Source organism: Mycobacterium sp. NGS68 (assembly GCF_059812195.1).
Map to the genome: position 1 here is coordinate 1 of NZ_JCALCE010000003.1, position 23,515 is coordinate 23,515.

The following is a 23,515-nucleotide window of genomic DNA, read 5'->3' on the forward strand; positions in this document are numbered from 1 at the left end:
GGAAGATTTTGCGTTCGATCTGTCGGCCCGCAATGTGGCTGCGCTGGAATCGATCCTGGCCAAGACGGCCGGCAAGGACCGCGACGACATCAGCCGCGCAGATGCCTGCCACCCCGATCTTGACGACGACCTGGAGCGGCTGTACCGGCAGTTGATGTTCGGCAGGGGCCTGGCGTGCGTGCGGGGCTTCCCGGTCGAGCAGCACTCCATCGAGGACCTGGAACGGATCTACTGGGCGTTCTGCAGCCACCTGGGCTACCTAGTGTCCAACAATTCCTTTGGGCACCGGATGGTGCGCGTGCAGGAGGAGATACTGCCCGGCGGCGTGCAGCCCGCCCGCGGAACGAAATCCCGCGCCGAACTGGCCATGCACAACGACGCCGCCGACATCCTCTCGCTGCTGTGCGTGTACCCGGCCGCCGAAGGCGGGGAAAGCCAATTCGCCAGTGGGCCCGCGGCGCACAATCGGATACTGGCCGAGCGCCCCGATCTGCTCGGCGTGCTCTACCAGGGATTCCCGCATCACCGGCGCAGCGAGCAGCCCGATGACCAGCCGGACGTGACGCCCTACGATGTCCCGGTGTTCTCCCAGGTCGACGGTCGCATCTGCATCAACTTCACCTACAGCAGCATCCTGCCCGCGATGCGAACGCTGGGGCGCGGGTTCACCGCCGAACAGAGCGAGGCTGTCGAGTTGCTCCGCAATCTCCTGGTCGAGCAGCAGGTCGAGTTCCGGTTGGAGTCGGGCGAAGCCGCAGTGGCCAACAACTTCGCGATGTGCCATTCCCGGTCGGACTTCGTCAGCAGCACCGACCCGAAGAAGGCGCGTTGTTTCCTGCGCGCCTGGATGGAAGTGCCGCTCGCCGACCGACGGCTGCCGATCGGTCGCGAGTACTTCCACATGGAAAACAAGGACCTGCGGCTGGGTTACGACGTGGTCGAAGGCCGCGACGGGACAATCTCGCGCAACGACTACAAGAACGTAGACACCGCGTTGGCCGATATGTTCAAGGCCGCGCAGGCCAAGCCCAAAGCCGGCAAGCGGTGAGCAGCCGCACCTGCGCTAGCGGGCGGCGATGACAGCTGGGGTGCGCCCGCGGCTGGTGTACGAACGCTGGACCGATCCGGTTGCCGGGGACCTTCTCGAGCTCGCCGAGATCGACCTGGTTTGGCTCGACGCGCGCGCATCGGACGAACAGGGCTGGGCGGCACTGGAATCCGCGCACGGTTACCAGGTCGCCACCCGCACCGACGTCGCGTCCGTCGCCGGGGGTACGCAATGGCTGGCAGGCGAGGCACTGATCGCGCGCTGTGCGTGCCTGCTGGCCGTGTGTTCGGCCGGCGCCGGCTACGACGTCATCGACGTCGACGCGTGCACCAGGGCGGGCATCGCGGTGTGCAACAACTCCGGTCCCGGCGCCGAAGCGGTGGCCGAGCACGCCCTCGGGTTGATGCTGGATCTCGCCAAGAAGATCACGCAGGCCGACCGCATGCTGCGCGGCGGCGGACTGGGGGACCGGCTGGTGTTGCGCGGCAGCCAGCTGCAGGGCAAGACGTTGGGCGTCGTGGGGATGGGGGCGATCGGCAGGCGGCTGGTGCAGTTGTGCGCGCCCTTCGGCATGGAGGTGTTGGTATTCGACCCCTACCTCGACGAACCAGCCGCGCGCGCTTACGGCGCGCGGCTGGTGTCGCTGGCCGAACTCGTCGAGCATGCCGATTACGTCCAGGTCATGTGCCCGCTGACCGCCGAAACGGAGGGCCTGATCGGCAAGGAGCAGTTCGGCGCCATGAAACCGACCGCCTTTTTCATCAGCACCGCCCGCGGGCGGGTGCACGACGAACAGGCGCTGCTGGACGCGCTCGTCGGCGGCGGCATCGCCGGCGCGGGTCTCGATGTCTTTCACGACGAGCCGCCGCGGGCGGACAATCCGCTGCTTGCGCTCGACAACGTCGTGGCCACCCCGCACACCGCGGGAATCACCGCCGAGGCGGTGCGCGACATCGCGGTGGCGACCGCCACCCAGTGGCGGGCGATATTCGAGGGCCGCATGCCGCCGCGGCTGGTGAACCCCGACGTGTGGCCGCGATACTGCGAGCGCTTCGAGCGCATTTTCGGGTACCGTCCGGCCGCGCATTCCGAACCCGTTGCGGCAGATTGAAATAACCTGTGCAGAGGCCGCACGCGAAAGAGCTCTCTCAAGACAGAAGGGGCGCCCATGGTCCTGGAAACGATCGCGTTCGAGGTCCGGGGACATACGGCCTGTGTGACGCTGAACCGCCCGGAGGTGCTGAACGCGATCAACGACGAGATGATCGCGGAGCTGTCCGAGGTCTACGCGGAGATCGAACGTTCCCAACATATTTGGACGGTCATCATCACCGGCGCGGGTCGTGCGCTGTGTGTCGGCGCGGACGTGAACAAAGCCGCCGACCACGATATGGAGAACGCCGCGGGCATCGATAATCAGGGCGAGCAGATCCTTAGCTCGATGCGCCAGTGGGATGCGCCGCAGGAGGCGACACCGCCTTGGTTGCAGATGACCAAACCGATCATCTGCGCGGTCAACGGCATCGCGTGCGGTGCCGGGATGGATCTGGTCACCACCGCCGATATCACGATCGCGTCCGAGCGTGCCACGCTGATGGACCCCCACGTCAGTATCGGTGTGGCTTCGGGACGCGAAGCGGTCCGATTGGCCCGCATCCTGCCGTTGCCCGTCGTGATGAGGCTTGTGCTGATGGGCAGGCATGAGCGACTCGACGCGCAACGTGCCTACGACTTGGGGGTGTTCACCGAGGTTGTGGCTCATGACGCGCTGATGGGCAGGGCATGGGAGATCGCCGATGTGGTGAACTCGAATGCGCCACTGGCGGTGCGGGGTTCGCGGATGGCGGTGCGCAAGGGGTTGACGCTGCCGATCTACGAAGCGGAGTTGCTGGCGGAGAACTACCGGATGAAGGTGGCGTTGACCAAGGACGCGGTCGAGGGCCCGCGGGCGTTTCTGGAGAAGCGGCCGCCGCAATGGAAAGCGCACTAGCCCAAGGTGATAATCACCATACCCAGCTAGGTATATCGCGATTCTCAGTAGCGATCCCGTATCCTCGCTCTCATCATGGTTGCGAAAAAGGGCGCCGACGTCGTAGTCGAGGACGGCATCGAACCGGTCGGCGCGGACAGCGAAATGCCCACCACGTGGCAGCAGCGCACGATCGAACGGCGACTCAGCACGGCCCGAGCGCGCGCGCTGGCCCGCAGCTCACGGTTTCTGGCGACGGCTCTCGAATTGGTCGAGGAGTCGGGCCGTGCCGACTTCACGATCCAGAAGCTGATCGACCGGTCCAATCTGAGTTTGCGTGCCTTCTATCAGCATTTCGCCGGCAAGGAAGAACTCTTGCTGGCGTTGTACGAGAACGTCACGAGCCAGTTCACCGAGGGCATTCGCCAAGAGGTCACGGCGGCCGAAGGTCCGATGGAACAACTCGAAGCGTTCTGCCGAGGCTTCCTCTCCCGGGCCGAGTCCTCGGAAGCGGTCGGCGGCCGGGTGATGACCATCTACAACCTCAGCCTCGAGATCGAGCGGCCCGCCGATTTCGCGAAGATCTGGGAGCCGCACCAGAAGCTGCTTACCAAGATCCTCACCGCGTGCTCCCGCGCCGGCCTCGTTCGCAAGGACCTGACGCCCGCCCAGCTCACCACTTTGCTGAACTCGACGCTGACCGCCCTGGCCCAGATCGGCGTCTTTCACGGCGCCAGCAAGGGGGCCGAACTGACCGAGGACGATTTGTGGGCGTGGTGCCGACAGGCCGTGGCGCTGCCCAGCGACGCGAAGCGTAGGGCCCCGCGTGCCAAGCCCGCGGCCGCGGTCGCCGCCACCCGGCGGCCCAGGAAGCTATCGGGGTAGGCCAAGCCCGCGCTGGGCGATGATGGTCCGCTGCACCTCACTGGTGCCCGCGTAGATCGTCGTGCCGAGCGAGAACCGCAGCAACTGTTCGAAGCGTCCCCGCTCGGGCGCCGTGGGTTCGAGATAGCTGCGCAGCCCGTCCGGGCCGACCAGTTCGACCATGTCCTGACTGGCGCGTTCCAGCGCCTCGGTGCTGAACACCTTCGACATCGGGCCCTCCGCGACGGGGGTCTGGCCCTGCTTGGTCATCCAGACGCAGCGTCGCTGCAACAGCATTGCCACCTCGTTTTCGACTGCGACCCTGGCGATCCGGCGCCGGACATCGGTGTCGGCGATGCGCGGCACACCGTCGTCGCGGGTGGTCTTGGCCCAGCGCTCGGCGTGGTGCAGCAACCGGGTCAGATGCGGACCCCAGCCGGAAGCGTGCTCGTGCTGCAACGAGACACCGAGGACCCGCCAACCCCCGTCGATATCGCCGATGCGCCATTGGTCCCCGATGCGCACGTCGCTGTAGAAGGTGATGTTGGTGCGTTCGCCGGACAGCATCCAGACAGCCTGGGCCGCGAAACCGGCAGAGTCGCTCGGCACCAGAAACATGGTCAGGCCCTGGTGTTTTGGCTTGTCCGGACTAGTGCGCGCGAGCAGGAAGATGTAGTCGGCGATGTGGCCGTTGGTGGTGAACATCTTGGAGCCGTTGATCACCCACTCGTCGCCGTCGCGAACGGCTCTGGTCGCCGCGGCGGCGACGTCCGAGCCGCACTCGGGCTCGGTGAACCCGAGCGCGATCGTCAGGTCGCCGCTCATGGCTTTGGCCAGGATGCGCTCACGCATGTCCGGCGTACCGACCTCGCGGATGATCGCCGCCACCATTCGGGTGGTTTCCGAGAGGTACATCGGAGCGTCGAAGCGCATCAGCAGCTCGTTGAGCACCTGCGCGTCCCAGGCGTCGCGCTGCTGCCCGCCGTATTCCTCCGGCCAGTCGGGGGCGAAGTAGCCGTTGGCGACGAGGCCCTTGGCGAAACCGTCGTCGTGGGCGACGCCACTTCGGTACAGGCGTTCCTCGAACTCGGGGGTCAGGATCCGCTCGAGATGCGCATGCACCTCGTCACGGTAGGCCGCGGTCTCCGGGTCGAGCTGAAAGTGCATGACCGGCCCCTAACTGCCGTCGTGAAGCCGTCGTGGCCGACAGCGGCGATATTGCTACTCTCAAATTTGAGAGCAATGGTATCCGCACGCGATGGGACCGACGAACGTGGATCTGAGCCTTTCCGGCGAACAGCGGCAACTCGTGGAATCGTTTGCCGCCCTCTATGCCCGCGAGTCGACGTCGCAGCGCGTTCGCGCCGCCGAACCGCTGGGTTTCGACCCCAAGCTGTGGAAAGCGCTGCGGGATACGGGTGCCGTCGAAATGGCGGTCGACGAGCACGCCGGCGGTGGGGGTGGATCCCTCTTGGAGTTGGCCCTGGTAGCCGAACAATCCGGCCGCGCAGTCGGTTCCGCGCCGGTCATCGAAGCCCAGGTCGCCGCCCTGCTGCTGTCCAGGTGCGGCGCGGCCGGTGGCGATCTGCTGGATGCGGCGCTGCGCGGTGACAAGCTGATCACCTTCGCGCCGCGCCGTGGGCGGGGCGAGCGGCTGGGACTGGTACCCGCCGGCGCCGTCGCCGACGTGGCGGTCGCACTGCTCGACGATCGATTGGTCGCGGTGCCGTTGGATGGCAACCGCCGGCCGGTGCACAACCTGGGTTCGCTGCCACTGGCAGACGTCGGGCCGGGGGAGCGGGTCATCGTGCTCGCCGATGCCGCGGACGCGCACGGGTTGTTTTCCGACGCACTGGATGTGTGGCTGACCCTGACCGCGATGGCATTGGCGGGCGCCGCGCGCAGGGCCGTCGAGATCGGCGTCGAGTACGCCAAGCAGCGCCACGCATTCGGCGCGGCAATCGGTAGTTATCAAGCCGTCTCGCATCCGCTGGCCGACAGCGCCACCGCCGCCGATGGCGCGAGACTGCTGGGCCTGCAGGCGGCTTGCTCATTCGCGGATGAGCCGACGCGCTCGTGCGAGCTGGCGGCCATGGCATTCGCGTTCGCCTACGAAACCGCGCGTGATGCCACCCACCGCAGCCTGCACATTCACGGCGGTTACGGATTCGGCATGGAGCAGGACATCCAGCTGTACTACCGGCGCGTTCGCGGCTGGGCCCTGGTCTACGGCGAGTCGGCCGTAGCGCTGGACAGGGTGGCCGACGCGCGCTACGGGCCCGCCGCTGTGTGACCGGCGCACCAGGTCGCGTGGTTTTCCCGCGTGCGGAACGGGCGGTCCCTCATCGCGCCCGGGGGCGCAACTGGTAATGATATTCTTGCCGCTGAGAATATACGTTCTCACTGATTGACAACTGGGAGGCCCTGCGTGACTGCCGCAGTCGTAAAGACGCGTAAGCCGCGCGTGGTCCTCTGGGGGCCAGGCCAAGTCGGCGTCGGAGCTTTGCGGGCGGTCATCGGCCACCCCGGGCTGGACCTCGTCGGCGTCGTCGTGCACAGCGCGGCCAAGCACGGCCGCGACGCCGGCGACCTGTGCGGGTGCCCGAACACCGGCGTGATCGCCAGCACCGACATCGACGCCGCGCTGGCTTCCGACGCCGACGTCGTGGCCTACTTCGCGTCGGGCGACTACCGGTACCGCGAGGCAGCGCTCGACATCGCGCGATGTCTGCGCGCCGGAAAGAACGTCGTGTGCACCTCGCTGGTTCCGTTGTGCTATCCGCCCGCCGCTGATGCCGAGACGGTCCAACTTCTTGAAAGTGCCTGCGCGGCGGGCGGAACCAGCGTGTTCAACAGCGGCGTCGATCCGGGTTGGGCAAACGACCTCATCGCCCTGGTGATGTCGGGCTTCTGCGGCTGGGTGGACACGATCACCACTCAGGAGATTCTCGACTACGGCGGCATCAACCAGCCCGAGATCATGTTCGACTTCATGGGCTTCGGGCATCCGCCGGACTTTCCGGCGCCACTGCTCGACCACAACCGGCTGGCGGCGCTGTGGTCACCGGTGGTGCACCTCGTCGCCGACGGGCTCGGGCTTCCGCTCGACCGCGTCGACACCTCCATCGAGCCGTGGCTTGCGACCGAGCGCTACCAGGTCGCGTCCGGTTGGGTCGAGCGGGGAACCATGGGCGCCATGCGTTTTCGGCTCGCCGGTGTCGTCGACGGCGAGGAACGCGTCATCCTCGAACACTTCACTCGGATGGGTGAGCAGTCCGCACCGGACTGGCCCCGGCACCCGTCCGCCCATGGCGGCTACCGGGTGATCGTCGACGGAATGCCGACCTACACCGTCGACATCGAAATGCACGGTCGCGGGAGCAACTTGCGGGGCCTGACCTACGCGACCGTGATGCGCGAGCTCAACGCCATCCCGGCGGTCATCGCCGCGCCTCCGGGTCTGCTGTCCACCCTCGACCTGCCGGTGATCACGGGACCCATGCGCGGTGGTCGCTGGACGGGTGTGCTCGCGCGAACGGCACCGCGGTGACCCCCGAACCGGTGCCCCGCGTTTCGGAAAACCTCTGGACCGTCATGAGTTCGGCCACTGCGGTGCGGACCTACCGAGACGAACCGGTCAGCGCCGAAGTTTTGGAGCGCTGCCTGCGGGCCGCGACATGGGCACCGTCGGGAGGCAACCAGCAGCCCTGGCGATTCGTGGTGCTGACCTCACCCGAAGCGCGCGCGGTGATCACCGCGGCCGCCGGAGAGACGTGGCGCGCGATAACCAGGTTCTACGGGTTCTCCGCCCCCGCCGACCACGCGAGTGACGCCAAATCGCGTGTCCTGCGTGCGATGCGGGAGCACACGAGGGTCGGTGGTGAGGCTCCCGGGTTGGTGTTGTTCTGCGTGCAGCCTCAACCCGGTTGCTCAGACCTGCAGAACGGCGGCTCGATCTTTCCTGCGGTGCAGAACTTTCTGCTGGCTGCGCGCGCCCAGGGGCTTGGCGCCGCGATCACGCTGTGGCATGGGGCCTGCGACGCTCAATTGCGCTCGCTGGTAGGCATTCCCGACGACTGGAAGATCGCGACGTTGGTTACCGTCGGCTGGCCGAGCGGTGGGCACCATCCGGTGCGGCGCCGGCCGCTGCCAGAGGCCGCCGCCGTGGACCGCTGGGACCGGCCCTGGGGAGCCACCGATCCGGCTTCCTGAGGCCGGTGCTTGCCCGCGGCGGCGCGTGCAGTATGGTGAAAATGGTCATTCTCTCCTGTCGGAATTGGTATTTCGCAAACTGACGCCGCAGGCCTTTCCCGAAGGAGCTCATCGGTGAGCGTAGACATCCGAATCGTCTCGCCCGACGACCACCTGGTGGAGCCGGCCGATCTGTGGACCAGTCGGCTCCCGGCGCGCTACCGGGACATCGGGCCGCGGATCGTTCGCACCCGCGGGCGGATGAATCCGTCCGTCACTTCAGACGTCGCATTCATCGAGGATGACGAGGGCCGCGACGCCGACATCTGGCATTACGAGGATGCGATCATCCCGATCCCGCTCATCAGCGCGGCCGCCGGGTATGACCTCGACGAGCTCACTACCGACCCGATCACCTACGACGAGATGCGTCCCGGCTGCTACCGTCCCGCGGACCGCCTCGCCGACATGGACATCGCCGGTATCGAGGCCTCGGCGTGCTTCCCCAATACCCTCGTCCGCTTCTGCGGCCAGCGCTTCCTGTACGGCAAGGACAAGGAGCTGGCCAGGCTCTGCGTCGAGGCGTACAACGACTTCCAGATCGACGAGTGGGGCGGCAGCTCGAACGGTCGGCTGATTCCGCTCGGCATCATCGAACTCTGGGACGTCGAACTGGCCGTGCGGGAGGTCGAGCGCGTCGCGGCCAAGGGCATGCGTGCCGTGTGCTTCTCGGAGCTGCCGTCCCGCCTCGACCTGCCGTCCATCCACAGCGGCTCCTGGGACCCGTTCTTCGCCGCGTGCGAACGCAACCAGGTGGGCATCATGCTGCACATCGGGTCGAGTTCCTCGTTGACCAAGTCGTCGCCCGACTCTCCGCACGTCGTCACCAGCGCGCTGATGGCGGTCAATTGCACCATCGCGCTGGTCGACTGGCTGTTCTCCGCCAAACTCATCCAGTTCCCTGACCTCAAGATCGCGTTCGCCGAGGCCCAGGCCGGGTGGATCCCGTATTACCTGCAGCGCGTGGATGAGGTCTGGGAGGACCGCAGGGCGTGGGGTGGTATCCATCCGCTGCTGACCGAACCGCCCAGCAGCCAGGTGCCTGGCCGGGTGTACTTCTCCACCTTCGGCGACCCGGTCGCGTTCCGCATCCTCGATCTGGTTGGGCCGGACCAGCTCATGTTCGAGACCGATTACCCGCACAACGACACCAATTGGCCGAGAAGCCTCGAGGTCGCCAACAAGGCGACCGAGGGTCTGGACGAGGAGACTAAGCGCAAAGTGCTGTCCACCAACGCCAAGACCTTCTTCGGCCTCGCGTAGGGCGCCCGCCCATGTTTCGGATCGACAGCTCTCGGTGGTTGACCGTCAAACGCAGCCGGTGTCGAATGTGCAATCCGTCGAGCCTCAAACGTGTCCGCGTGCGCAACCCGCGCCGGCGGGTCCCTATACCGCGACCGTCGCCTCGCTGAGCATGACTTCGGAGGCAGCGCGCTCGCCGGAGCGGACCGCCCCGTCCACCCATCCGCACATCTTCGCCGAGCTCTCGGTGCCCGCCCAGTGGATGCGGCCGCACGGCTCGCGCAGCGCGTGGCCGAATTCGGTGAGCACGCCGGGCGCCGCGTGGCTGAGCATGCCACCGCCCGAGAATGATTCGCGGCTCCAATTCTGTTCGACGAACTCGACGGGCTTGCCCGCTCTGGCGCCGAACCGGTGGACGAGGTCGTCGAGCACCAACCGGCGGCGCTCGGCCTCGTCGAGGCTGTCGTACTTGCGGGCCGTCGGGCCCTCGATGATCACGCACAGGATGCCCGGCGTGCCGGTGTCGGTGCAGGCGTCGATCGTGACCTGCGCCAGCGTCCCCGGCGCCGCGGACTGGCCGCATAGGCCGTCGGCGCGCCAGAAGGGCTCGTCGTAGACGATCGAGATCTTGGTGATCGCGCCGCCTGGCATGCGCTGGTGCAGGAATGCCCTGTCGGTGGGAAGCATTGGCTCGTAGATGATTTGGCTCGCAATCGCGATCGGTACGGCGACAATGACGCGTCGGGCACGGATGCTGTCGCGGTCAGACCGCACGGTCACCCCGCCGGCGTCCTGGGTGATCCGCCGGACCGGCTGGGAGAGGCGGATCGCGTCGCCCAACTCGGCGGCCATCGGCCCGTACACCGCGCCCATGCCGCCGACGATCCGCGCGTCCTGCGATGCGCCCTTGCCGCCGAGCACGAAGCTGGGCCCGCCGCCCGACGCCATCTGGTACAGCACGAACAGCATCGACACCTCAGAGGGAGCCGACGTGTAACAGCCGGCGACGGCCATTTCCAACAGGTCGTGCGCGGCCTTGGCCCTGACGTTGCGGTCCAGCCACTGGGCCAGCGTCATGCGATCCCACTTCGCGGCGTTCTTCGCCCGCCAGGGCGCCTCGAGCGGGATCGATTTGCAGGCCTGGCCGAGTCCGTAGAACCCCGCGCCGAGGTTGAGCGACGCCCACGGGCCGAGGCTCCACGGGATGGTGCCCCGATAGCGGGACGGCTTGCCGTCGACGACCATCATGTAGTCGCCGTCGGTGTACTGCTTGAAGGTCGCGACGTTGAATTCGTTGATCAGCGCGTGTATCCGGTCCTGGGTCGGCCCGACCCAGGCGCCGCCCTTGTCGATCCACGATCCGTCGTCGCGGTTGACGGTGTAGGTCCGGCCGCCGAGGCGGTCGCGCGCTTCCAGCAGGGCCACCGAGTGGCCGGCCCGCTTGAGGCGAAGGGCCGCGGTCAGGCCCGCGAAACCACCGCCCACGACGCATACGTCGACGTCAGCCATGGTGATAAGGCCTACCTGCCCGCCGCCTGGCAGTCAATGGCCGGCAGTCAATGCCGAGCAGACGCAAAAGTCCCCGATTTCTTGCCAGAAGAGGGACTTTTGTGTCTGCTCGCGGGCGAACGGCCCCTAGCTCCAGGCGACCGGCAGCGCCTTGATGCCGTGGATGAACTGCGACAGCAGCCGCGACGGCTCGGCGGTGGCGGCGATGTCGGGAATCTCGCGATACAGCTCCTCGAACATCACCCGGATCTCGCGGCGGGCGAGGTTGGCGCCCAGGCAGAAATGCGCGCCGCCGCCGCCGAAACCGACGTGCGGGTTCGGGTCGCGCGCCAGGTCGAACGTCCAGGGATCGGCGAACTTCGACTCGTCGCGGTTTGCCGAGTTGTACCACAGCGTGACCTTGTCGCCGGCGGCCAGCTTGGTGCCGCTCAGCTCGAAGTCCTGGGTCAGGGTGCGCCGCATGTACACCACCGGCGACGCCCACCGCACGATCTCCTCGACCGCGGTGGGCGCGAGGCGGTCGAAGTCCGACCACCAGCGCTCCCGCTGCTCCGGGTAGCGGGACAGCGCCAGCACGCCGTGACTGATCGCATTGCGCGTCGTTTCGTTGCCGGCCACCACCAGCAGGATGAAGAACGACGCGATTTCCGTCGACGACAGTCGCTCGCCGTCGACCTCCGCCTCGACGAGGCTCGACGTCAGGTCGTCGTGATGATTGACCCGCCGGTCCTCGGCGAGCGCGGTGGCATAGGCCCCGATCTCGGTCGAAACCTTGAGGAACTCCTCGAAATCGCTGGTGAAGTCCGGGTCGCCGAAGCCGAGAATAACGTTGGTCCAGTGGAATACCCGCTGGTGGTCCTCCTCGGGAATCCCCATCATGTCGCAGATGACCTGCAGCGGCAGCGGGCCGGCGAGCTCGCTGACCAGGTCGGCTTCGCCGTCGGGATGGTTGGCGATCATCGACGCGACCAGCCGGTGCGCTCGCTCGCGCACCGACGCCTCGATGCGAGCGACCACCCGCGGCGTGAACGCCCGGCTCACGATCGAGCGCAGGCGCTGATGACGCGGGTCGTCCAGCACGATCATCGAACCGAAGTACTCGGCGATCTCCGGCGTCTGGTCGTTGATGGTGATGCCGGGAGCGGAACTGAAGATTTCCGGATGGCGACTGGCGTGGAAGACGTCGTCGAGCCTGGTCAGGGCCCAATGGCCGCCGCCCGTCGCGAACCCCTCGAATTCGATCGCGGGCCAGAAGGAGATCGGTGCCTCACGACGCAAGGTGGCGAACGCGCCGTCGCGCATGTCGTCGTCGAGTTGCCAGAACTCCAGCGCGTCGAGATGGATGTCGGCAAGTGGGATGTCCGGCGGCGCAGCCCCGTTCGCCCGCCTGGCAATGCCCGTCGTGGCGCTCATGGCAGCAGGCAGGTCAATGCGTGCACACGGTGCGCCCGGGCGCCCCGGAGGCCGTTGCTTCCTTGACCACGTTGCCGTCGATGGTGATTCGGCAGGTGACGTTGCCCTGCGCCTGCGCACTGAGCACGAACACCTGACCGCCGAACGACGTGAAGTGCGCCGACCACGGCAGCTTCGTGTTGACGGCGTGCAGTTGACCGGTGTCGGTCTGGTAATTGATCAGCTCGGCGACGGGCGCGCTGCCACTCACCTCGTAGGTGACCTCTGGAAAGTCGCCCGCATGTGCGACACCGCAGGTGGCTGCGAATCCGGTGCACAGCGCGAACAGGGCCGAGGGCAGGCGAAGATGCTTCATGGTTTCTCATGCTGTCAAAACGGACGACCGCGCGGAAGCTTTTTCTCCCACATCCGGGCGCTGCTGGCCGCACCCGCCCGGGATGCTTATGGTGAATCGGGTGTCCGGGGGCTGTGAATCGGAAGGTGGCTGACGAAGGCATGTCGTTGACGGGCAAGAAGCGAGTAGTGGTCTGGGGCACCGGTTTCGTCGGCAAGATGGTGATCGCAGAGATCGTCAAGCATCCGTTGTTCGAACTGGTGGGCGTCGGTGTGAGCAGCCCCGAGAAGGTGGGCCGCGACGTCGGCGACATCTGCGGGCTGGCCGAACCGGTCGGCGTCACCGCCACCGACGACGTCGAGGCGCTGATCGCGCTCAAACCCGACGCGTTGGTGCACTACGGCCCGACGGCGATCAAAGCGAAGCACAACATCTCTCTGATCAGTCAATTCCTGCGGGCCGGCATCGACGTGTGCTCGACCGCGATGACGCCGTGGGTCTGGCCGACGATGCACCTGAACCCGCCGCAGTGGATCGAACCCATCACGCAGGCGTGCGAGCTGGGGGAGGCGTCGTGCTTTACCACCGGCATCGACCCGGGCTTCGCCAACGACCTGTTCCCGATGACGCTGATGGGCCTGACCTCCGAGGTAAAGCGCGTCCGCGCGTCCGAGCTGCTGGACTACACCAATTACTCGGGCGACTACGAAGTCGAGATGGGCATCGGTCGGGAGCCCGAATACAGCCCGATGCTGGAGAACCGCGACGTGCTGATCTTCGCGTGGGGCGCGACCGTGCCGATGATCGCACACGCCGCCGGCATCATGCTCGATGAGATCACCACCACCTGGGACAAGTGGGTGACGCCGACCGAGCGCACCACCGTGAAGGGCGTCATCAAGCCCGGGCACGTGGCGGCTGTGCGGTTCACCATCAACGGCGTTTACCAGGGCGAGACCCGCATCCAGCTGGAACACGTCAACCGCATCGGCCTCGACGCCGCCCCCGACTGGCCGACCGGTCACGACAACGACGTGTACCGGGTCGATATCGAGGGAACGCCCAGCATCTTCCAGGAGACCGCGTTCCGGTTCACCGACGGGTCGGGCCGCGACGCAGCCACGGCCGGCTGCCTGGCGACCGGGATGCGGGCGCTGAACGCGGTGCCGGCGGTCAACGATCTGCCGCCGGGCTGGGTGACTCCGCTGGACCTGCCGCTCATCCCGGGCGCCGGGACTATCCGCTAACGCGGCCGGGCCGCCGACATGGCCGAACTCACGAGTCCCGCGCTGGGCTTGTCGATAGGCGCGACCAACCTGGCGGCCGTGACCCCCGGTCACGCGATCACCCGCAAGCCGGTGCTGACGCTGTACCGCCAGCGGCCGCCCGAGGTCGGCGTGCCGTCGGAGAACCCGCGGCTGGACGAGCCGGGCCTGGTGATCGGCAACTTCGTCGACCGGGTGGGTGACCCGGTCGGCATCGTGGCGGCCGACGGGTCGCTGCACCGCAGCGAGGCGCTGGTCGCCGACGGGTTGCGCGCGCTGGCGTACACGGCAACCGGCGGGCGGCCGCTGCCGGAAAGCGTCGCGGTGACCTATCCCGCGCATTGGGCGCCCAGGGCGGTGGACGCGCTGGGCTCGGCCCTGAGCCGGGTGTCGGAGTGGTCGAACCGGGCGCGGCCGCTGACGCTGATCCCGGATGCCGCCGCGGCGCTGGTGGCGGTGCGGGCCAACCCTGGCATACCGGCTCAGGGGATCGTCGCCGTCTGCGATTTCGGCGGCAGCGGCACCAGCATCACCTTGGTGGACGCCGCCGGCGACTACCAGCCGGTGGCGCCCACCGTGCGCCATCGTGATTTTTCCGGCGAGCAGATCGATCAGGCGTTGCTGACCGCCGTCATGGCGGACCTGCCGGGCACCGGTGGGTTCGACCGGGCGGCCGCCGCGGTGACCGGCTCGCTGAGCCGACTGCGGTCCGGATGCCGAAATGCCAAGGAGCAACTCGCATCCAGCACGACGACCACGCTCGCCGACGACTTCCCGGGCTCGCACGCCGGAATCCGGTTGACCAGGGCCGCACTCGACGACGCCATCCGCGACTCGCTGGACAACTTCACGGCGGTCTTGCGAGACTCCTTGGCGCGCAACGAGGTCCACGACTCGGATCTGGTGGCCGTGGTGTCGGTGGGCGGTGGGGCCAATCTTCCGGCGGTCACCACCGCGCTGTCTGGACGCCTGCGCGTCCCCGTGATCAGCACGCCGCGCCCACAACTGGCGGCCGCAGTCGGAGGGGCGTTGCGCGCCGCACGGCCCCTGAGCGGCGACGCCACACCAGAGTGACCCGGGCTGAACCCGGGGGTTAGCGGGTTACGGATTTCTCTTCGTGCTCGGCCTGAGCCTTTTCCTCTTCGCTCAGATCTTTGTCTTCCTCGGCCTGCTTTCTGACGGCCTCGTTAAATTCTTTGTCCTTTTCGAGCTGCTCCTCGAACGAAAGCTTGTCCTCGTCCTGCGAGTCGTCCGAGGAATCGCGTCCCTCTGCGGATGTTTCCTCGTCGGAGGAATCGTGTTCCTCGGATGACGCTTCCTCGTCGGAGGACTCGTCTTCGTTGGTTCCGGCTTTTGCGGCCGGCGAGTCGTCATCGCCGAGAGCTGACGGGTTACCGTCGTCGTCGAGCCAGTCGTTGACTGCAGTGCCCGAGACGGCGCCCCCTGTCCCAGGCAATACCAGGGTTGGCCGGTATTCGTAGGCCGTCATCATCTCTGCGGCCTTTTCCTTGTCCTCTTCGTCCGGCTCTGGCTTCTCGCCTTCGGTGGCCGAGTCGGTCGAGGCCTTTTGCTCCGACGACGATTCTTCGTCGGATGACGATTCGGATGACGATTCCTTGTCCGACGGCTTGTCGGCGTCGGTGTCGGAGTCGTCAGCCTGGTCGGCCAACTCGTTTTCCTGGGTTGTCATGTGCTATCCCCTTCGGAGTCGTGGACTACGTCCCACCCTCGAAGGGGGTTACCCGCTTCAACACAGGGTCGAAACGCCGATTATTCCCGTTTGGCCAGCACGATCGACGCGAGCGGGATTCGCATCGGCTCGGGTGCGCTCGCCAGCCGCCCCGCCATCGCGGCCTCGAGCTGCTCGATGAATTCGCCCACGCGCGGGTCGCCGACGCTGCCCTCAAGCGCGGCCGCCAGCGTCGGAAACAGTGCCGCCCGCGCGAACGCCGCCCACCTTGCGCCGAAAGCCTCTGCGTCGCCGTCGGATTGGAACCGCGCCCAGAACCGGTCCTCGGCGTTGAAGACCTCCAGATGCTCGATCGTCAAACCCTCGAAACGGCCTTTGGGGGAAAACGGCGCGCGAAAGTCCTTCTCGCTGCGGGCGAAAAGCGGGATCGCCATGCGCAGCAACTCATCCCGATGCAGCATGCCGCCGGCGACCAGGTCGCCCAGGCCCGCGTAGAGCGCGTCGTTCATCGCGCGGTAGCCGAACTCGCCGTCCTCGTCGACGGCCATGGTCAGCACCACCAGTCGGCCGTCCGGGCACAGCTCGCGCCCGCGAAACGCGACGAAGTCGTTCCAGTCGATGGCGGCCTGACGCGCGTACGCTGCCCGGGCCTCCGCGTTGCCGCTGTACGCGATCTGCACGTGATCGGACAGGGGCGGGGCGCCCGCCGGAAGCCGACTCAGCCACTGCACCGCCCACGACGTCCAGCCGAGGTTCACGGTGCCCGACGGCAGGATCTGGCCGTAGAACGACCGGCCGATCGCCGACGGAAAGCTCGCCGCGTCGTGGTGCAGGTAGCTGTCCGGGTCGTCGGCCAGGGTGCGAAACAACGCCGTGAAGTCGTTGTCCGGTACGTCGGTGTGCGCCAACAGAATTGCGTGATCATGCCGGGTACGACGGCGCAGCGCCGCGATCGCCGCGCACATCGGCTTGAGCGAGTTGTGGCCGGTGGCGGCGCCGTAGTCGGCGATGACGACCGGCTGTGGCGGCTTAGGCAGCCGCACCTGATGCGCGGCGCGTTCGAACAGCGCGATGGCCGGCTCCAGGCCGGCGGCCTGCAGCCGCGACGACGCGGTATAGGTCGCGCTCTCCATCGGCTCCGGCCGAACCACGACGCTGGATTCGGGCAGCCGAACCTCCGCCGCCACGTCAGTTGGCCTTCGGGTAGCTCACGCCGGTGAGCTGCTCGGACAGCTCCCACAGACGTTCGCAGTCGGCGTCGTTGCGTGCGCGTTCGGGCACTTTGGCGGGTTTCACGCCGCCGCCCGCGGCCTCCTGGACACCGCGGGGTCCGTAGAACGCGCCGCCCTCGGCGTGCGGCGTGGCGGCGGCGTACAGCGCGGGCAGGATCCCCTCGTCGATCTCCTGCCACAGGAAGGGCGAGAACTTCCACGACAGCTTGTAGAGGCGCTCCATGAGCGCGGGCTTCTCGCGTCCGTGCGACGGGCCGCTGGCCTGGAGGTTGGTCTTGGTCAGCCCGGGGTGTGCGGCGTTGGAGAGGATGCCCCACCCGCCCGCGCGGCTGCGGCGGTCCAGCTCGCGGGCGAACATCAACACCGCCAGCTTGGATTGGCCGTAGGCCGTCATCGGCGAGTAGGACTTCTCGAATTGCGGATCGTCGAAGTGGATCCGGCCGCGGCGGGCCGCGATGCTGCTCAACGAGACCACCCGGGCACCTTCGGCGGCGCGCAGCAGCGGCAGCGCGTGCGCCGTCAGCGCGAAATGCCCCAAATGGTTGCTGCCAAACTGCAATTCGAAGCCGTCGGCGGTGGTTTCGCGCTCCGGTGGCGTCATCACACCGGCGTTGTTGATCAGGATGTCGATGGGGCGGCCCTCGGAGTTGAGGTCCTCGCCAAGGGCGGCGACCGACGCCAGCGACGACAGGTCGAGCGGCTTGATGGTCAAGTTAGCGTCGGGGACGGTCTCGCGGATCTGCTCGATCGCCGCCTCGCCCTTGGCGCGGTTGCGGATCGCCATGACCACGTCGGCTCCGGCCGCCGACAGCCGTCGGGCCAGCCCGAAACCGAGACCGCTGTTGGCTCCGGTGATGATCACCAACTTGCCGGACAGGTCGGGCACCGTGGCGACGAGGTCGTTGGCCATGCGTGTCACTCCTTTGCGGTGGTCGGATCCAGTCTGCTCTTTTCGCGGGCATCCATGACAGACTGCCTCAATGAGCAGCAGACGGCTCGCCAAGATTTCGCTGGCCGCCGCCATCGTGGTGCTCGTGGTGTCCGTGGCGGGCTTCATCGTCACCCTGGTTCTCAATGCATTCTTCCTGGACGAGTACGACGCCTACGGCGAGGTGCCCATCCCGGGATCGGGGGACGTGCATCTGCCCGCCGGCGAAGTCACCGCGAGCCTGCACACCGTGATCATCGGCGGACCCAACGGTGGCGGCCTGCCGGTGCCGCCGCTGGGCGTGACGATCAACCCGCCGGAGGGTGTGGCGCAACCGGTCGTGACCGAAAGCATCGGCACGACAACGACCGTCAACAACGACGCGCATGTGCGCGTGTGGGTGGTCCGGGTCGCGGCCGAGGGCACCTATCACGTCACCACCGACGGCAAGGTGAACGGCTACATCAACCCGCGGCTGGCGTTCGGCCATAAGAGCTCGTACGGCTACCTGGTGTGGGTGTTCGTCGGACTGTTCGTGGTGGGCCTGGTCGATCTGGCGCTGTCGGTGTCGTGGCTGGGACGCAGCAGGCGCACGGTCAGGTCGGCGATGGTGGCCGCGCACCCCACTTTCCCCGTGGTGCAGGTGCGTCCGCCCGCACCGCCGACGACGACGGCCCGCGAACTGAGCGACGAGGGGGTTCGCCTGGAGCGGTTGAAAACGCTGGCGTCGCTGCGGGATTCGGGCGCGCTGACAGAAGATGAGTTTCAGAACGAGAAGCGGCGCATCCTGGATGGGATGTGACTGACGTTGATTCTGCGCTGACTGCGGGGGTTACTCGACCTTTTGCGCAGTAGACGCAGAGTCAACGCGGTGAGCGTAACCGAGCCCGCGCCTCAGTGCCCGCGGGCGACCCATTCCTCGTAGTGCACGATCTCCTCGCCGATGGTGGTGTCGTCGCCGTGCCCGGTGTGTACGACGGTGTCGCCGGGCAACTTTCCGAGGCGCTCCGATATCGACTCCAGGATCGTCGGGAAGTCGGAGTACGAGCGGCCGGTGGCACCCGGGCCGCCGGAGAACAGCGTGTCGCCGCTGAACAGCACACCCAGGTCGGGCGCATACCAACAGACCGAGCCGGGGGAGTGACCCGGGGTGTGCAGCGCGCGAATTTCGGTCCCGCCCAGGGACAGCGTCTCGCCTTCGCCGATGGCACGGAATTCGCTGTCCGGGTGCGTCATTCGCCACAGCACCTCGTCGGCGGGATGCAACAGGACCGGCGCGTCGAGCGTCTTGCCGAGTTCGGGCGCCACCGTCACGTGGTCATTGTGCCCGTGCGTGCACACCACAGCGACGACGTGGCGGCCACCGACAGCCTCGATGATCGGCTCCGCGGAGTGCGCGGCGTCGAACACCACGACGTTGGAATTGTCGCCGAACAGCCAGATATTGTTGTCGACTTCCCAACTGCCGCCGTCGAGTTCGAACGTGCCGTGGGTAACCACCCGATCGATGCCGACCATTACAACACCACCACCGAACGCAATACCTTGCCGCCGTGCATCTTGTGGAAAGCCTCCTCGATGTCTTCTAGCCCGATTCGCTCGGAGACAAACTTGTCGAGCGGCAGCCGGCCCTGCAGGTAGAGGTCGATCAGCGTGGGGAAGTCGCGTTCGGGCAGGCAATCGCCGTACCACGACGACTTCAGCGAGCCGCCCCGGCTGAAGAAGTCCACCAGCGGCATGTCCAGTTTCATGTCGGGTGTGGGCACTCCCACCAGCACCACCGTCCCCGCCAGGTCGCGAGCGTAGAAGGCCTGCTTCCAGGTCTCGGGACGCCCGACGGCGTCGATCACCACGTCGGTGCCGAAACCGTCGGTGAGGTCCTGAATGGTCTTGACGGGGTCGAGCTCGCGGGCGTTGACGGTGTGGGTGGCGCCGAACTTGCGGGCCCAGTCCAGTTTCGTGTTGTCGGTGTCGACGGCGATGATCTTTTTGGCCCCGACCAGCGCGGCCCCGGTGATCGCGGCGTCGCCCACGCCGCCGCAGCCGATCACGGCGACGGTGTCGTCGCGGGTCACGCCGCCCGTGTTGATGGCCGCACCGATGCCGGCCATGACGCCGCAGCCGAGCAGTCCCGCGACGGCGGGGTCGGCCTGCGGGTCCACCTTGGTGCACTGGCCCGCCGCGACCAGCGTCTTGTCGGCGAACGCGCCGATGCCCAGCGCCGGGGTGAGCTCGGTGCCGTCGGTCAGCGTCATCTTCTGCTCGGCGTTGAACGTGTCGAAGCAGTAACTCGGCTTGCCGCGTTTGCACGCCCGGCACTGTCCGCAGACGGCGCGCCAGTTCAGGATCACGAAGTCACCCGGCGCGACGCTGGTAACGCCGGGCCCGACGGCCTCGACCGTGCCGGCGGCCTCGTGCCCGAGCAGGAATGGGTACTCGTCGTTAATGCCGCCCTCGCGGTAGGTCAGGTCGGTGTGGCACACGCCGCAGGTGATGATGTCGACTACGGCCTCGCCCGGCCCCGGGTCGGGGATGACGATGTCGACCAACTCGACGGGCTCGCCCTTCTTGCGTGAAATCACGCCGCGCACTGTCTGACTCATGGGATCAACCTACTGTTTGACGCCATACACCGCGTGGGCGGTGTCCACTCATGTGGGACGGGGATCGTGTCGTGGCGCGGGTGTAGCGTCCGTGAATATGACCGAGACCGCGGAAGAGTTCGGCCAGCGGATGGTTGCCACCCTGGACAACGCCAGCCTGGCAATCCTGCTCAGCGTCGGACACCAGACCGGCCTGCTGGACACCATGGCCGGGCTTTCTCCCGCGACCAGTGCCCAGATCGCCGAGGCGGCGGGGCTGAACGAGCGGTATGTCCGAGAGTGGTTGGGCGGCATGACGACCGGGCATGTCGTCGACTACGACGCCGAGAAGCGAACGTATTCATTGCCCGCCCACCGGGCCGCGCTGCTGACCCGCGCGGCCGGGCCGGACAACCTGGCCCGGGTCGCGCAGGTCGTTCCGATGCTCGCCGAGGTCGAGCAGCAGATCGTCGAGTGCTTCCACGCGGGCGGCGGTGTGCCGTACAGCGCGTATCCGCGGTTCCACCGCCTGATGGCCGAGGAGAGCGGCGCGGTGTTCGACGCCGCGCTCGTCGACGTCGTGCTGCCGCTGGTCGACGGCCTGCCGGAGCGGCTGCGGGCCGGTGCCGACGTCGCCGATTTCGGCTGCGGCAGCGGTCACGCGGTGAACCTGATGGCACGCGCGTTCCCGGCGAGCCGATTCACCGGCATCGACTTCTCGGCCGAGGCGATCTCGGCGGGCGTCGCGGAGGCGACCGCGCTGGGGCTCACCAACGCCGGCTTCGAGAGCCGGAATCTGACCGATCTGGACACCGTCGCCGCCTATGACGTGATCACCGCGTTCGACACCATTCACGACCAGGCGCATCCGGCTCGCGTGCTGGAAAACATCCACCGCGCGCTGCGACCCGGCGGCGTGTTGCTGATGGTCGACATCAAGGCGTCGAGCCGGCTCGAAGACAACGTCGGCGTGCCGATGAGCACCTACCTCTACACCGTGTCGATGATGCACTGCATGACGGTCTCGCTGGCGTTGGACGGCGCCGGCCTGGGGACGGCGTGGGGAACGCAGTTGGCGGTGTCGATGCTCGGCGACGCCGGATTCTCCGACGTGCGCGTGACCGGCATCGAGTCGGATCCGATCAACAATTACTACATCGCGACCAAGTGATGGGGGCTCTCGACGTCCTGGACGAGTGGCCGGTGCCGGCGGCGGCCGCGGCGGTGGTGGCGCCGACGGGCGTGCTGGACACGCACGGCGACACCGGGCGGGTGTTCGCGCTGGCGTCCGTCACCAAGCCGCTGGTCGCCCGGGCCGCACAGGTCGCGGTCGAGGAGGGCGTCGTCGACCTGGACACGCCCGCCGGTCCGCCCGGCGCCACGGTCCGGCACCTGCTGGCGCACGCCTCGGGACTGGCGATGAATTCCGACCAGGTGCTGGCCCAGCCCGGCACCCGCCGCGTGTACTCCAACACCGGTTTCGCCGTGTTGGCCCAGACCGTGCAGCAGGAGTCGGGCATCGAGTTCGGCCGCTACCTCGCCGAGGCCGTATGCGAGCCGCTGGCCATGGGGGCCACCCGGCTCGAAGGTGGGGCCGCGGCGGCCGGCTTCGGGGGCACGTCGACGGTGGCCGACCTCGCCGCATTCGCGGGTGACCTGCTGCGGCCGGCGACGGTCTCGCCGCAGATGCACGCCGACGCGACGTCGGTGCAGTTCCCTGGCCTCAACGGGGTGCTGCCCGGATACGGCGCGCAGCGGCCCAACGACTGGGGGCTGGGTTTCGAGATCAGGGACGGCAAGTCGCCGCACTGGACGGGTGCGCAAAACTCGTCGGGCACTTACGGCCATTTCGGCCAGGCGGGCGGCTTCATCTGGGTGGATCCGGACGCCGACCTGGCCTTGGTGGTGCTGACCGACCGCGATTTCGGGGAATGGGCGCTGGAAATCTGGCCGGCGCTATCGGACGCAGTCTTATCGCAATACATCTGATAGGAACTGCACACTAGCGCAACACGGGTCTCACGGGGCACAATAGACACGCACGACACAAAAACAACATGCATCCTTGCTTTCGTCGGGTTCACCAGGTCGTTGGGGAAGACGTCCCTCGTGGAACCAAAGGAGCAACAGATGCGTGCGTCGAATCAATTTGCCGACGTGACGACTGGCGTGGTGTATGTGCACGCCTCGCCCGCGGCGGTTTGCCCACATGTGGAGTGGGCGTTGTCGTCGACCCTGCAATCGAAGGCGAACCTGGTGTGGACGCCGCAGCCGGCCATGCCCGGACAGCTGCGCGCGGTCACCAACTGGGTCGGTCCGGTGGGTACCGGCGGTCGACTGGCCAGCGCGCTGCGCTCCTGGTCCGTGCTGCGGTTCGAGGTCACCGAGGACCCGAGCCCGGGCGTCGACGGCCAGCGGTTCTGCCACACCCCGCAGCTGGGCCTATGGAGCGGGGCGATGAGCGCCAACGGCGACGTCATGGTCGGGGAGATGCGGCTACGCACCATGATGGCGCAGGGCGCCGACACCCTGGCCGCCGAGCTCGACTCCGTGCTGGGCACCGCGTGGGATGAGGCGCTCGAGGTGTACCGCGACGGCGGCGACGCCGGTGAGGTGACCTGGCTCAGCCGCGGAGTCGGCTAGCCAGGCCCGCGTCTGCTCGGCAGTCTTAGATGAACGGCGACTGGACGGGTGCGGCGGACACTGGAATGTCCACATTGCCCTTGCACGCCCCGCTGTTGATATCCGTGTGGAAGACGCCGGTGAGCACCCCGTTCGGCCCGGGCGTATAGACCGTGATCGACTTCGCCGGGTCGTATTCGACCGTCCCGTCGGGCAACAGGCAGTCCCACTTCCAACTCATCTCGCGCACCCATTGCGCGCCGTTCCAGGTGAACTCGATCGTCGGGGGCAGCGAATCGTTCTTCGGCGGCGGCGGATTGTGTACCGCCGCGACGCAGGCCGTCGTCGTGCAGCTCGAGCTGATGGTGTAGCTGGCCCGGTGGGCGAATTCGCGTTGACCGGCGGCCATGCTGGTGCCGCTCTTCGCGTTGGTGGACATGGTCAGCACGTATTGCCCGTTCCAGACGGGAATGTGCTCGGCGGCGGCTCTCGGCGCCGTCGGGAGTAGTGCCGAAGCGCCAACGGCAGCCAAGGCCAACCCGCGAAAACCGCGCATGATCATGGGA

General features: G+C 67.4%; 23 protein-coding genes and 1 pseudogene. 14 read left to right on the forward strand and 10 right to left on the reverse strand.

Features of this window, described 5'->3' with window-relative positions:
- From AC5Y5V_RS04790 to AC5Y5V_RS04805, 4 genes are all read left to right on the forward strand, one after another.
- A partial coding sequence (locus tag AC5Y5V_RS04790) for a TauD/TfdA family dioxygenase (RefSeq protein WP_499931566.1) occupies positions 1–1,048 on the forward strand: 1,048 nt, incomplete at its 5' end.
- A 28-nt stretch (positions 1,049–1,076) separates the two neighbouring features.
- The gene (locus tag AC5Y5V_RS04795) at positions 1,077–2,159 is read left to right on the forward strand and encodes a hydroxyacid dehydrogenase (RefSeq protein WP_499931568.1); all 1,083 of its coding nucleotides are present in this window, start codon (positions 1,077–1,079) and stop codon (positions 2,157–2,159) included.
- Positions 2,160–2,216: 57 nt separating this feature from the next.
- Entirely contained in the window at positions 2,217–3,038 is an 822-nt protein-coding gene (locus AC5Y5V_RS04800; RefSeq protein WP_499931570.1) for an enoyl-CoA hydratase/isomerase family protein, read from the forward strand.
- Positions 3,039–3,113: 75 nt separating this feature from the next.
- Positions 3,114–3,902 (forward strand): TetR/AcrR family transcriptional regulator, encoded by a 789-nt coding sequence (locus tag AC5Y5V_RS04805; RefSeq protein WP_499931572.1) that lies wholly within the window; start codon positions 3,114–3,116, stop codon positions 3,900–3,902.
- Here AC5Y5V_RS04805 and AC5Y5V_RS04810 read toward each other — a convergent pair.
- Entirely contained in the window at positions 3,891–5,048 is a 1,158-nt protein-coding gene (locus AC5Y5V_RS04810; RefSeq protein ID WP_499931573.1) for an acyl-CoA dehydrogenase family protein, read from the reverse strand. The two genes, AC5Y5V_RS04805 and AC5Y5V_RS04810, sit on opposite strands and share 12 nt — an antisense overlap.
- Positions 5,049–5,154: 106 nt before the next feature.
- Here AC5Y5V_RS04810 and AC5Y5V_RS04815 point away from each other — a divergent pair, with 106 nt between their 5' ends.
- From AC5Y5V_RS04815 to AC5Y5V_RS04830, 4 genes are all read left to right on the forward strand, one after another.
- Positions 5,155–6,174 carry an acyl-CoA dehydrogenase family protein gene (locus tag AC5Y5V_RS04815; protein WP_499931933.1) on the forward strand — a complete coding sequence of 340 codons (1,020 nt, stop codon included), beginning with the start codon at positions 5,155–5,157 and terminating at the stop codon, positions 6,172–6,174.
- Between the two features lie 171 nt (positions 6,175–6,345).
- Positions 6,346–7,431: an NAD(P)H-dependent amine dehydrogenase family protein gene (locus AC5Y5V_RS04820; protein WP_499931934.1), complete on the forward strand. Its 1,086-nt coding sequence runs from the start codon at positions 6,346–6,348 to the stop codon at positions 7,429–7,431.
- Positions 7,432–7,475: 44 nt separating this feature from the next.
- Positions 7,476–8,093 (forward strand): nitroreductase family protein, encoded by a 618-nt coding sequence (locus AC5Y5V_RS04825; protein WP_499931575.1) that lies wholly within the window; start codon positions 7,476–7,478, stop codon positions 8,091–8,093.
- A 114-nt stretch (positions 8,094–8,207) separates the two neighbouring features.
- Positions 8,208–9,395 carry an amidohydrolase family protein gene (locus AC5Y5V_RS04830; RefSeq protein WP_499931577.1) on the forward strand — a complete coding sequence of 396 codons (1,188 nt, stop codon included), beginning with the start codon at positions 8,208–8,210 and terminating at the stop codon, positions 9,393–9,395.
- 123 nt (positions 9,396–9,518) lie between these two features.
- Here AC5Y5V_RS04830 and AC5Y5V_RS04835 read toward each other — a convergent pair whose 3' ends face one another.
- The 3 genes from AC5Y5V_RS04835 to AC5Y5V_RS04845 all read right to left on the reverse strand — a co-directional run bounded on the left by AC5Y5V_RS04835 (position 9,519) and on the right by AC5Y5V_RS04845 (position 12,651).
- On the reverse strand, positions 9,519–10,883 hold the full coding sequence (locus AC5Y5V_RS04835; RefSeq protein WP_499931579.1) for a flavin monoamine oxidase family protein: 1,365 nt from the start codon (positions 10,881–10,883) through the stop codon (positions 9,519–9,521).
- Positions 10,884–11,009: 126 nt separating this feature from the next.
- The gene (locus AC5Y5V_RS04840) at positions 11,010–12,296 is read right to left on the reverse strand and encodes a cytochrome P450 (RefSeq protein ID WP_499931581.1); all 1,287 of its coding nucleotides are present in this window, start codon (positions 12,294–12,296) and stop codon (positions 11,010–11,012) included.
- 13 nt (positions 12,297–12,309) lie between these two features.
- Entirely contained in the window at positions 12,310–12,651 is a 342-nt protein-coding gene (locus tag AC5Y5V_RS04845) for an MmpS family transport accessory protein (RefSeq protein WP_499931583.1), read from the reverse strand.
- A gap of 140 nt (positions 12,652–12,791) precedes the next feature.
- Between AC5Y5V_RS04845 and AC5Y5V_RS04850 the strand changes: the two genes are divergently transcribed.
- Together AC5Y5V_RS04850 and AC5Y5V_RS04855 are read left to right on the forward strand one after the other, a co-directional pair.
- Positions 12,792–13,877, forward strand: coding sequence for an NAD(P)H-dependent amine dehydrogenase family protein (locus tag AC5Y5V_RS04850; protein ID WP_499931936.1), 1,086 nt, complete (start codon positions 12,792–12,794; stop codon positions 13,875–13,877).
- 18 nt (positions 13,878–13,895) lie between these two features.
- A pseudogene (locus AC5Y5V_RS04855) lies at positions 13,896–14,939 on the forward strand (Hsp70 family protein); the annotation flags it as partial.
- A gap of 49 nt (positions 14,940–14,988) precedes the next feature.
- Here AC5Y5V_RS04855 and AC5Y5V_RS04860 read toward each other — a convergent pair.
- From AC5Y5V_RS04860 to AC5Y5V_RS04870, 3 genes are all read right to left on the reverse strand, one after another.
- On the reverse strand, positions 14,989–15,585 hold the full coding sequence (locus AC5Y5V_RS04860; protein ID WP_499931987.1) for a hypothetical protein: 597 nt from the start codon (positions 15,583–15,585) through the stop codon (positions 14,989–14,991).
- An 80-nt stretch (positions 15,586–15,665) separates the two neighbouring features.
- Positions 15,666–16,772, reverse strand: a complete 1,107-nt coding sequence (locus AC5Y5V_RS04865) for a class I SAM-dependent methyltransferase (protein WP_499931585.1) — start codon at positions 16,770–16,772, stop codon at positions 15,666–15,668.
- A gap of 1 nt (position 16,773) precedes the next feature.
- A complete protein-coding gene (locus AC5Y5V_RS04870; protein WP_499931587.1) occupies positions 16,774–17,727 on the reverse strand; it encodes an SDR family oxidoreductase in 954 nt (317 codons plus the stop codon).
- Between the two features lie 70 nt (positions 17,728–17,797).
- Between AC5Y5V_RS04870 and AC5Y5V_RS04875 the strand changes: the two genes are divergently transcribed.
- The gene (locus AC5Y5V_RS04875) at positions 17,798–18,547 is read left to right on the forward strand and encodes an SHOCT domain-containing protein (RefSeq protein WP_499931588.1); all 750 of its coding nucleotides are present in this window, start codon (positions 17,798–17,800) and stop codon (positions 18,545–18,547) included.
- Positions 18,548–18,639: 92 nt separating this feature from the next.
- On the opposite strand, the gene AC5Y5V_RS04880 is transcribed toward AC5Y5V_RS04875, so the two are convergent.
- Positions 18,640–19,263: an MBL fold metallo-hydrolase gene (locus AC5Y5V_RS04880; RefSeq protein ID WP_499931590.1), complete on the reverse strand. Its 624-nt coding sequence runs from the start codon at positions 19,261–19,263 to the stop codon at positions 18,640–18,642.
- The gene (locus AC5Y5V_RS04885; protein ID WP_499931591.1) at positions 19,263–20,348 is read right to left on the reverse strand and encodes an S-(hydroxymethyl)mycothiol dehydrogenase; all 1,086 of its coding nucleotides are present in this window, start codon (positions 20,346–20,348) and stop codon (positions 19,263–19,265) included. Before AC5Y5V_RS04885 ends, AC5Y5V_RS04880 begins: the two co-directional genes overlap by 1 nt.
- Positions 20,349–20,445: 97 nt before the next feature.
- On the opposite strand from AC5Y5V_RS04885, the gene AC5Y5V_RS04890 reads away from it, so the two are divergent.
- The 3 genes from AC5Y5V_RS04890 to AC5Y5V_RS04900 all read left to right on the forward strand — a co-directional run bounded on the left by AC5Y5V_RS04890 (position 20,446) and on the right by AC5Y5V_RS04900 (position 22,970).
- The gene (locus AC5Y5V_RS04890; RefSeq protein WP_499931593.1) at positions 20,446–21,498 is read left to right on the forward strand and encodes a class I SAM-dependent methyltransferase; all 1,053 of its coding nucleotides are present in this window, start codon (positions 20,446–20,448) and stop codon (positions 21,496–21,498) included.
- The gene (locus AC5Y5V_RS04895; RefSeq protein WP_499931595.1) at positions 21,498–22,316 is read left to right on the forward strand and encodes a serine hydrolase domain-containing protein; all 819 of its coding nucleotides are present in this window, start codon (positions 21,498–21,500) and stop codon (positions 22,314–22,316) included. Before AC5Y5V_RS04890 ends, AC5Y5V_RS04895 begins: the two co-directional genes overlap by 1 nt.
- A gap of 141 nt (positions 22,317–22,457) precedes the next feature.
- Positions 22,458–22,970, forward strand: coding sequence for a DUF3145 domain-containing protein (locus tag AC5Y5V_RS04900; RefSeq protein ID WP_499931596.1), 513 nt, complete (start codon positions 22,458–22,460; stop codon positions 22,968–22,970).
- Between the two features lie 25 nt (positions 22,971–22,995).
- Here the strand turns inward: AC5Y5V_RS04900 and AC5Y5V_RS04905 are convergent, their stop codons facing one another.
- Positions 22,996–23,511: an Rv2253 family sensor-like surface protein gene (locus AC5Y5V_RS04905; RefSeq protein ID WP_499931598.1), complete on the reverse strand. Its 516-nt coding sequence runs from the start codon at positions 23,509–23,511 to the stop codon at positions 22,996–22,998.
- Between the last annotated feature and the right edge of the window lie 4 nt (positions 23,512–23,515).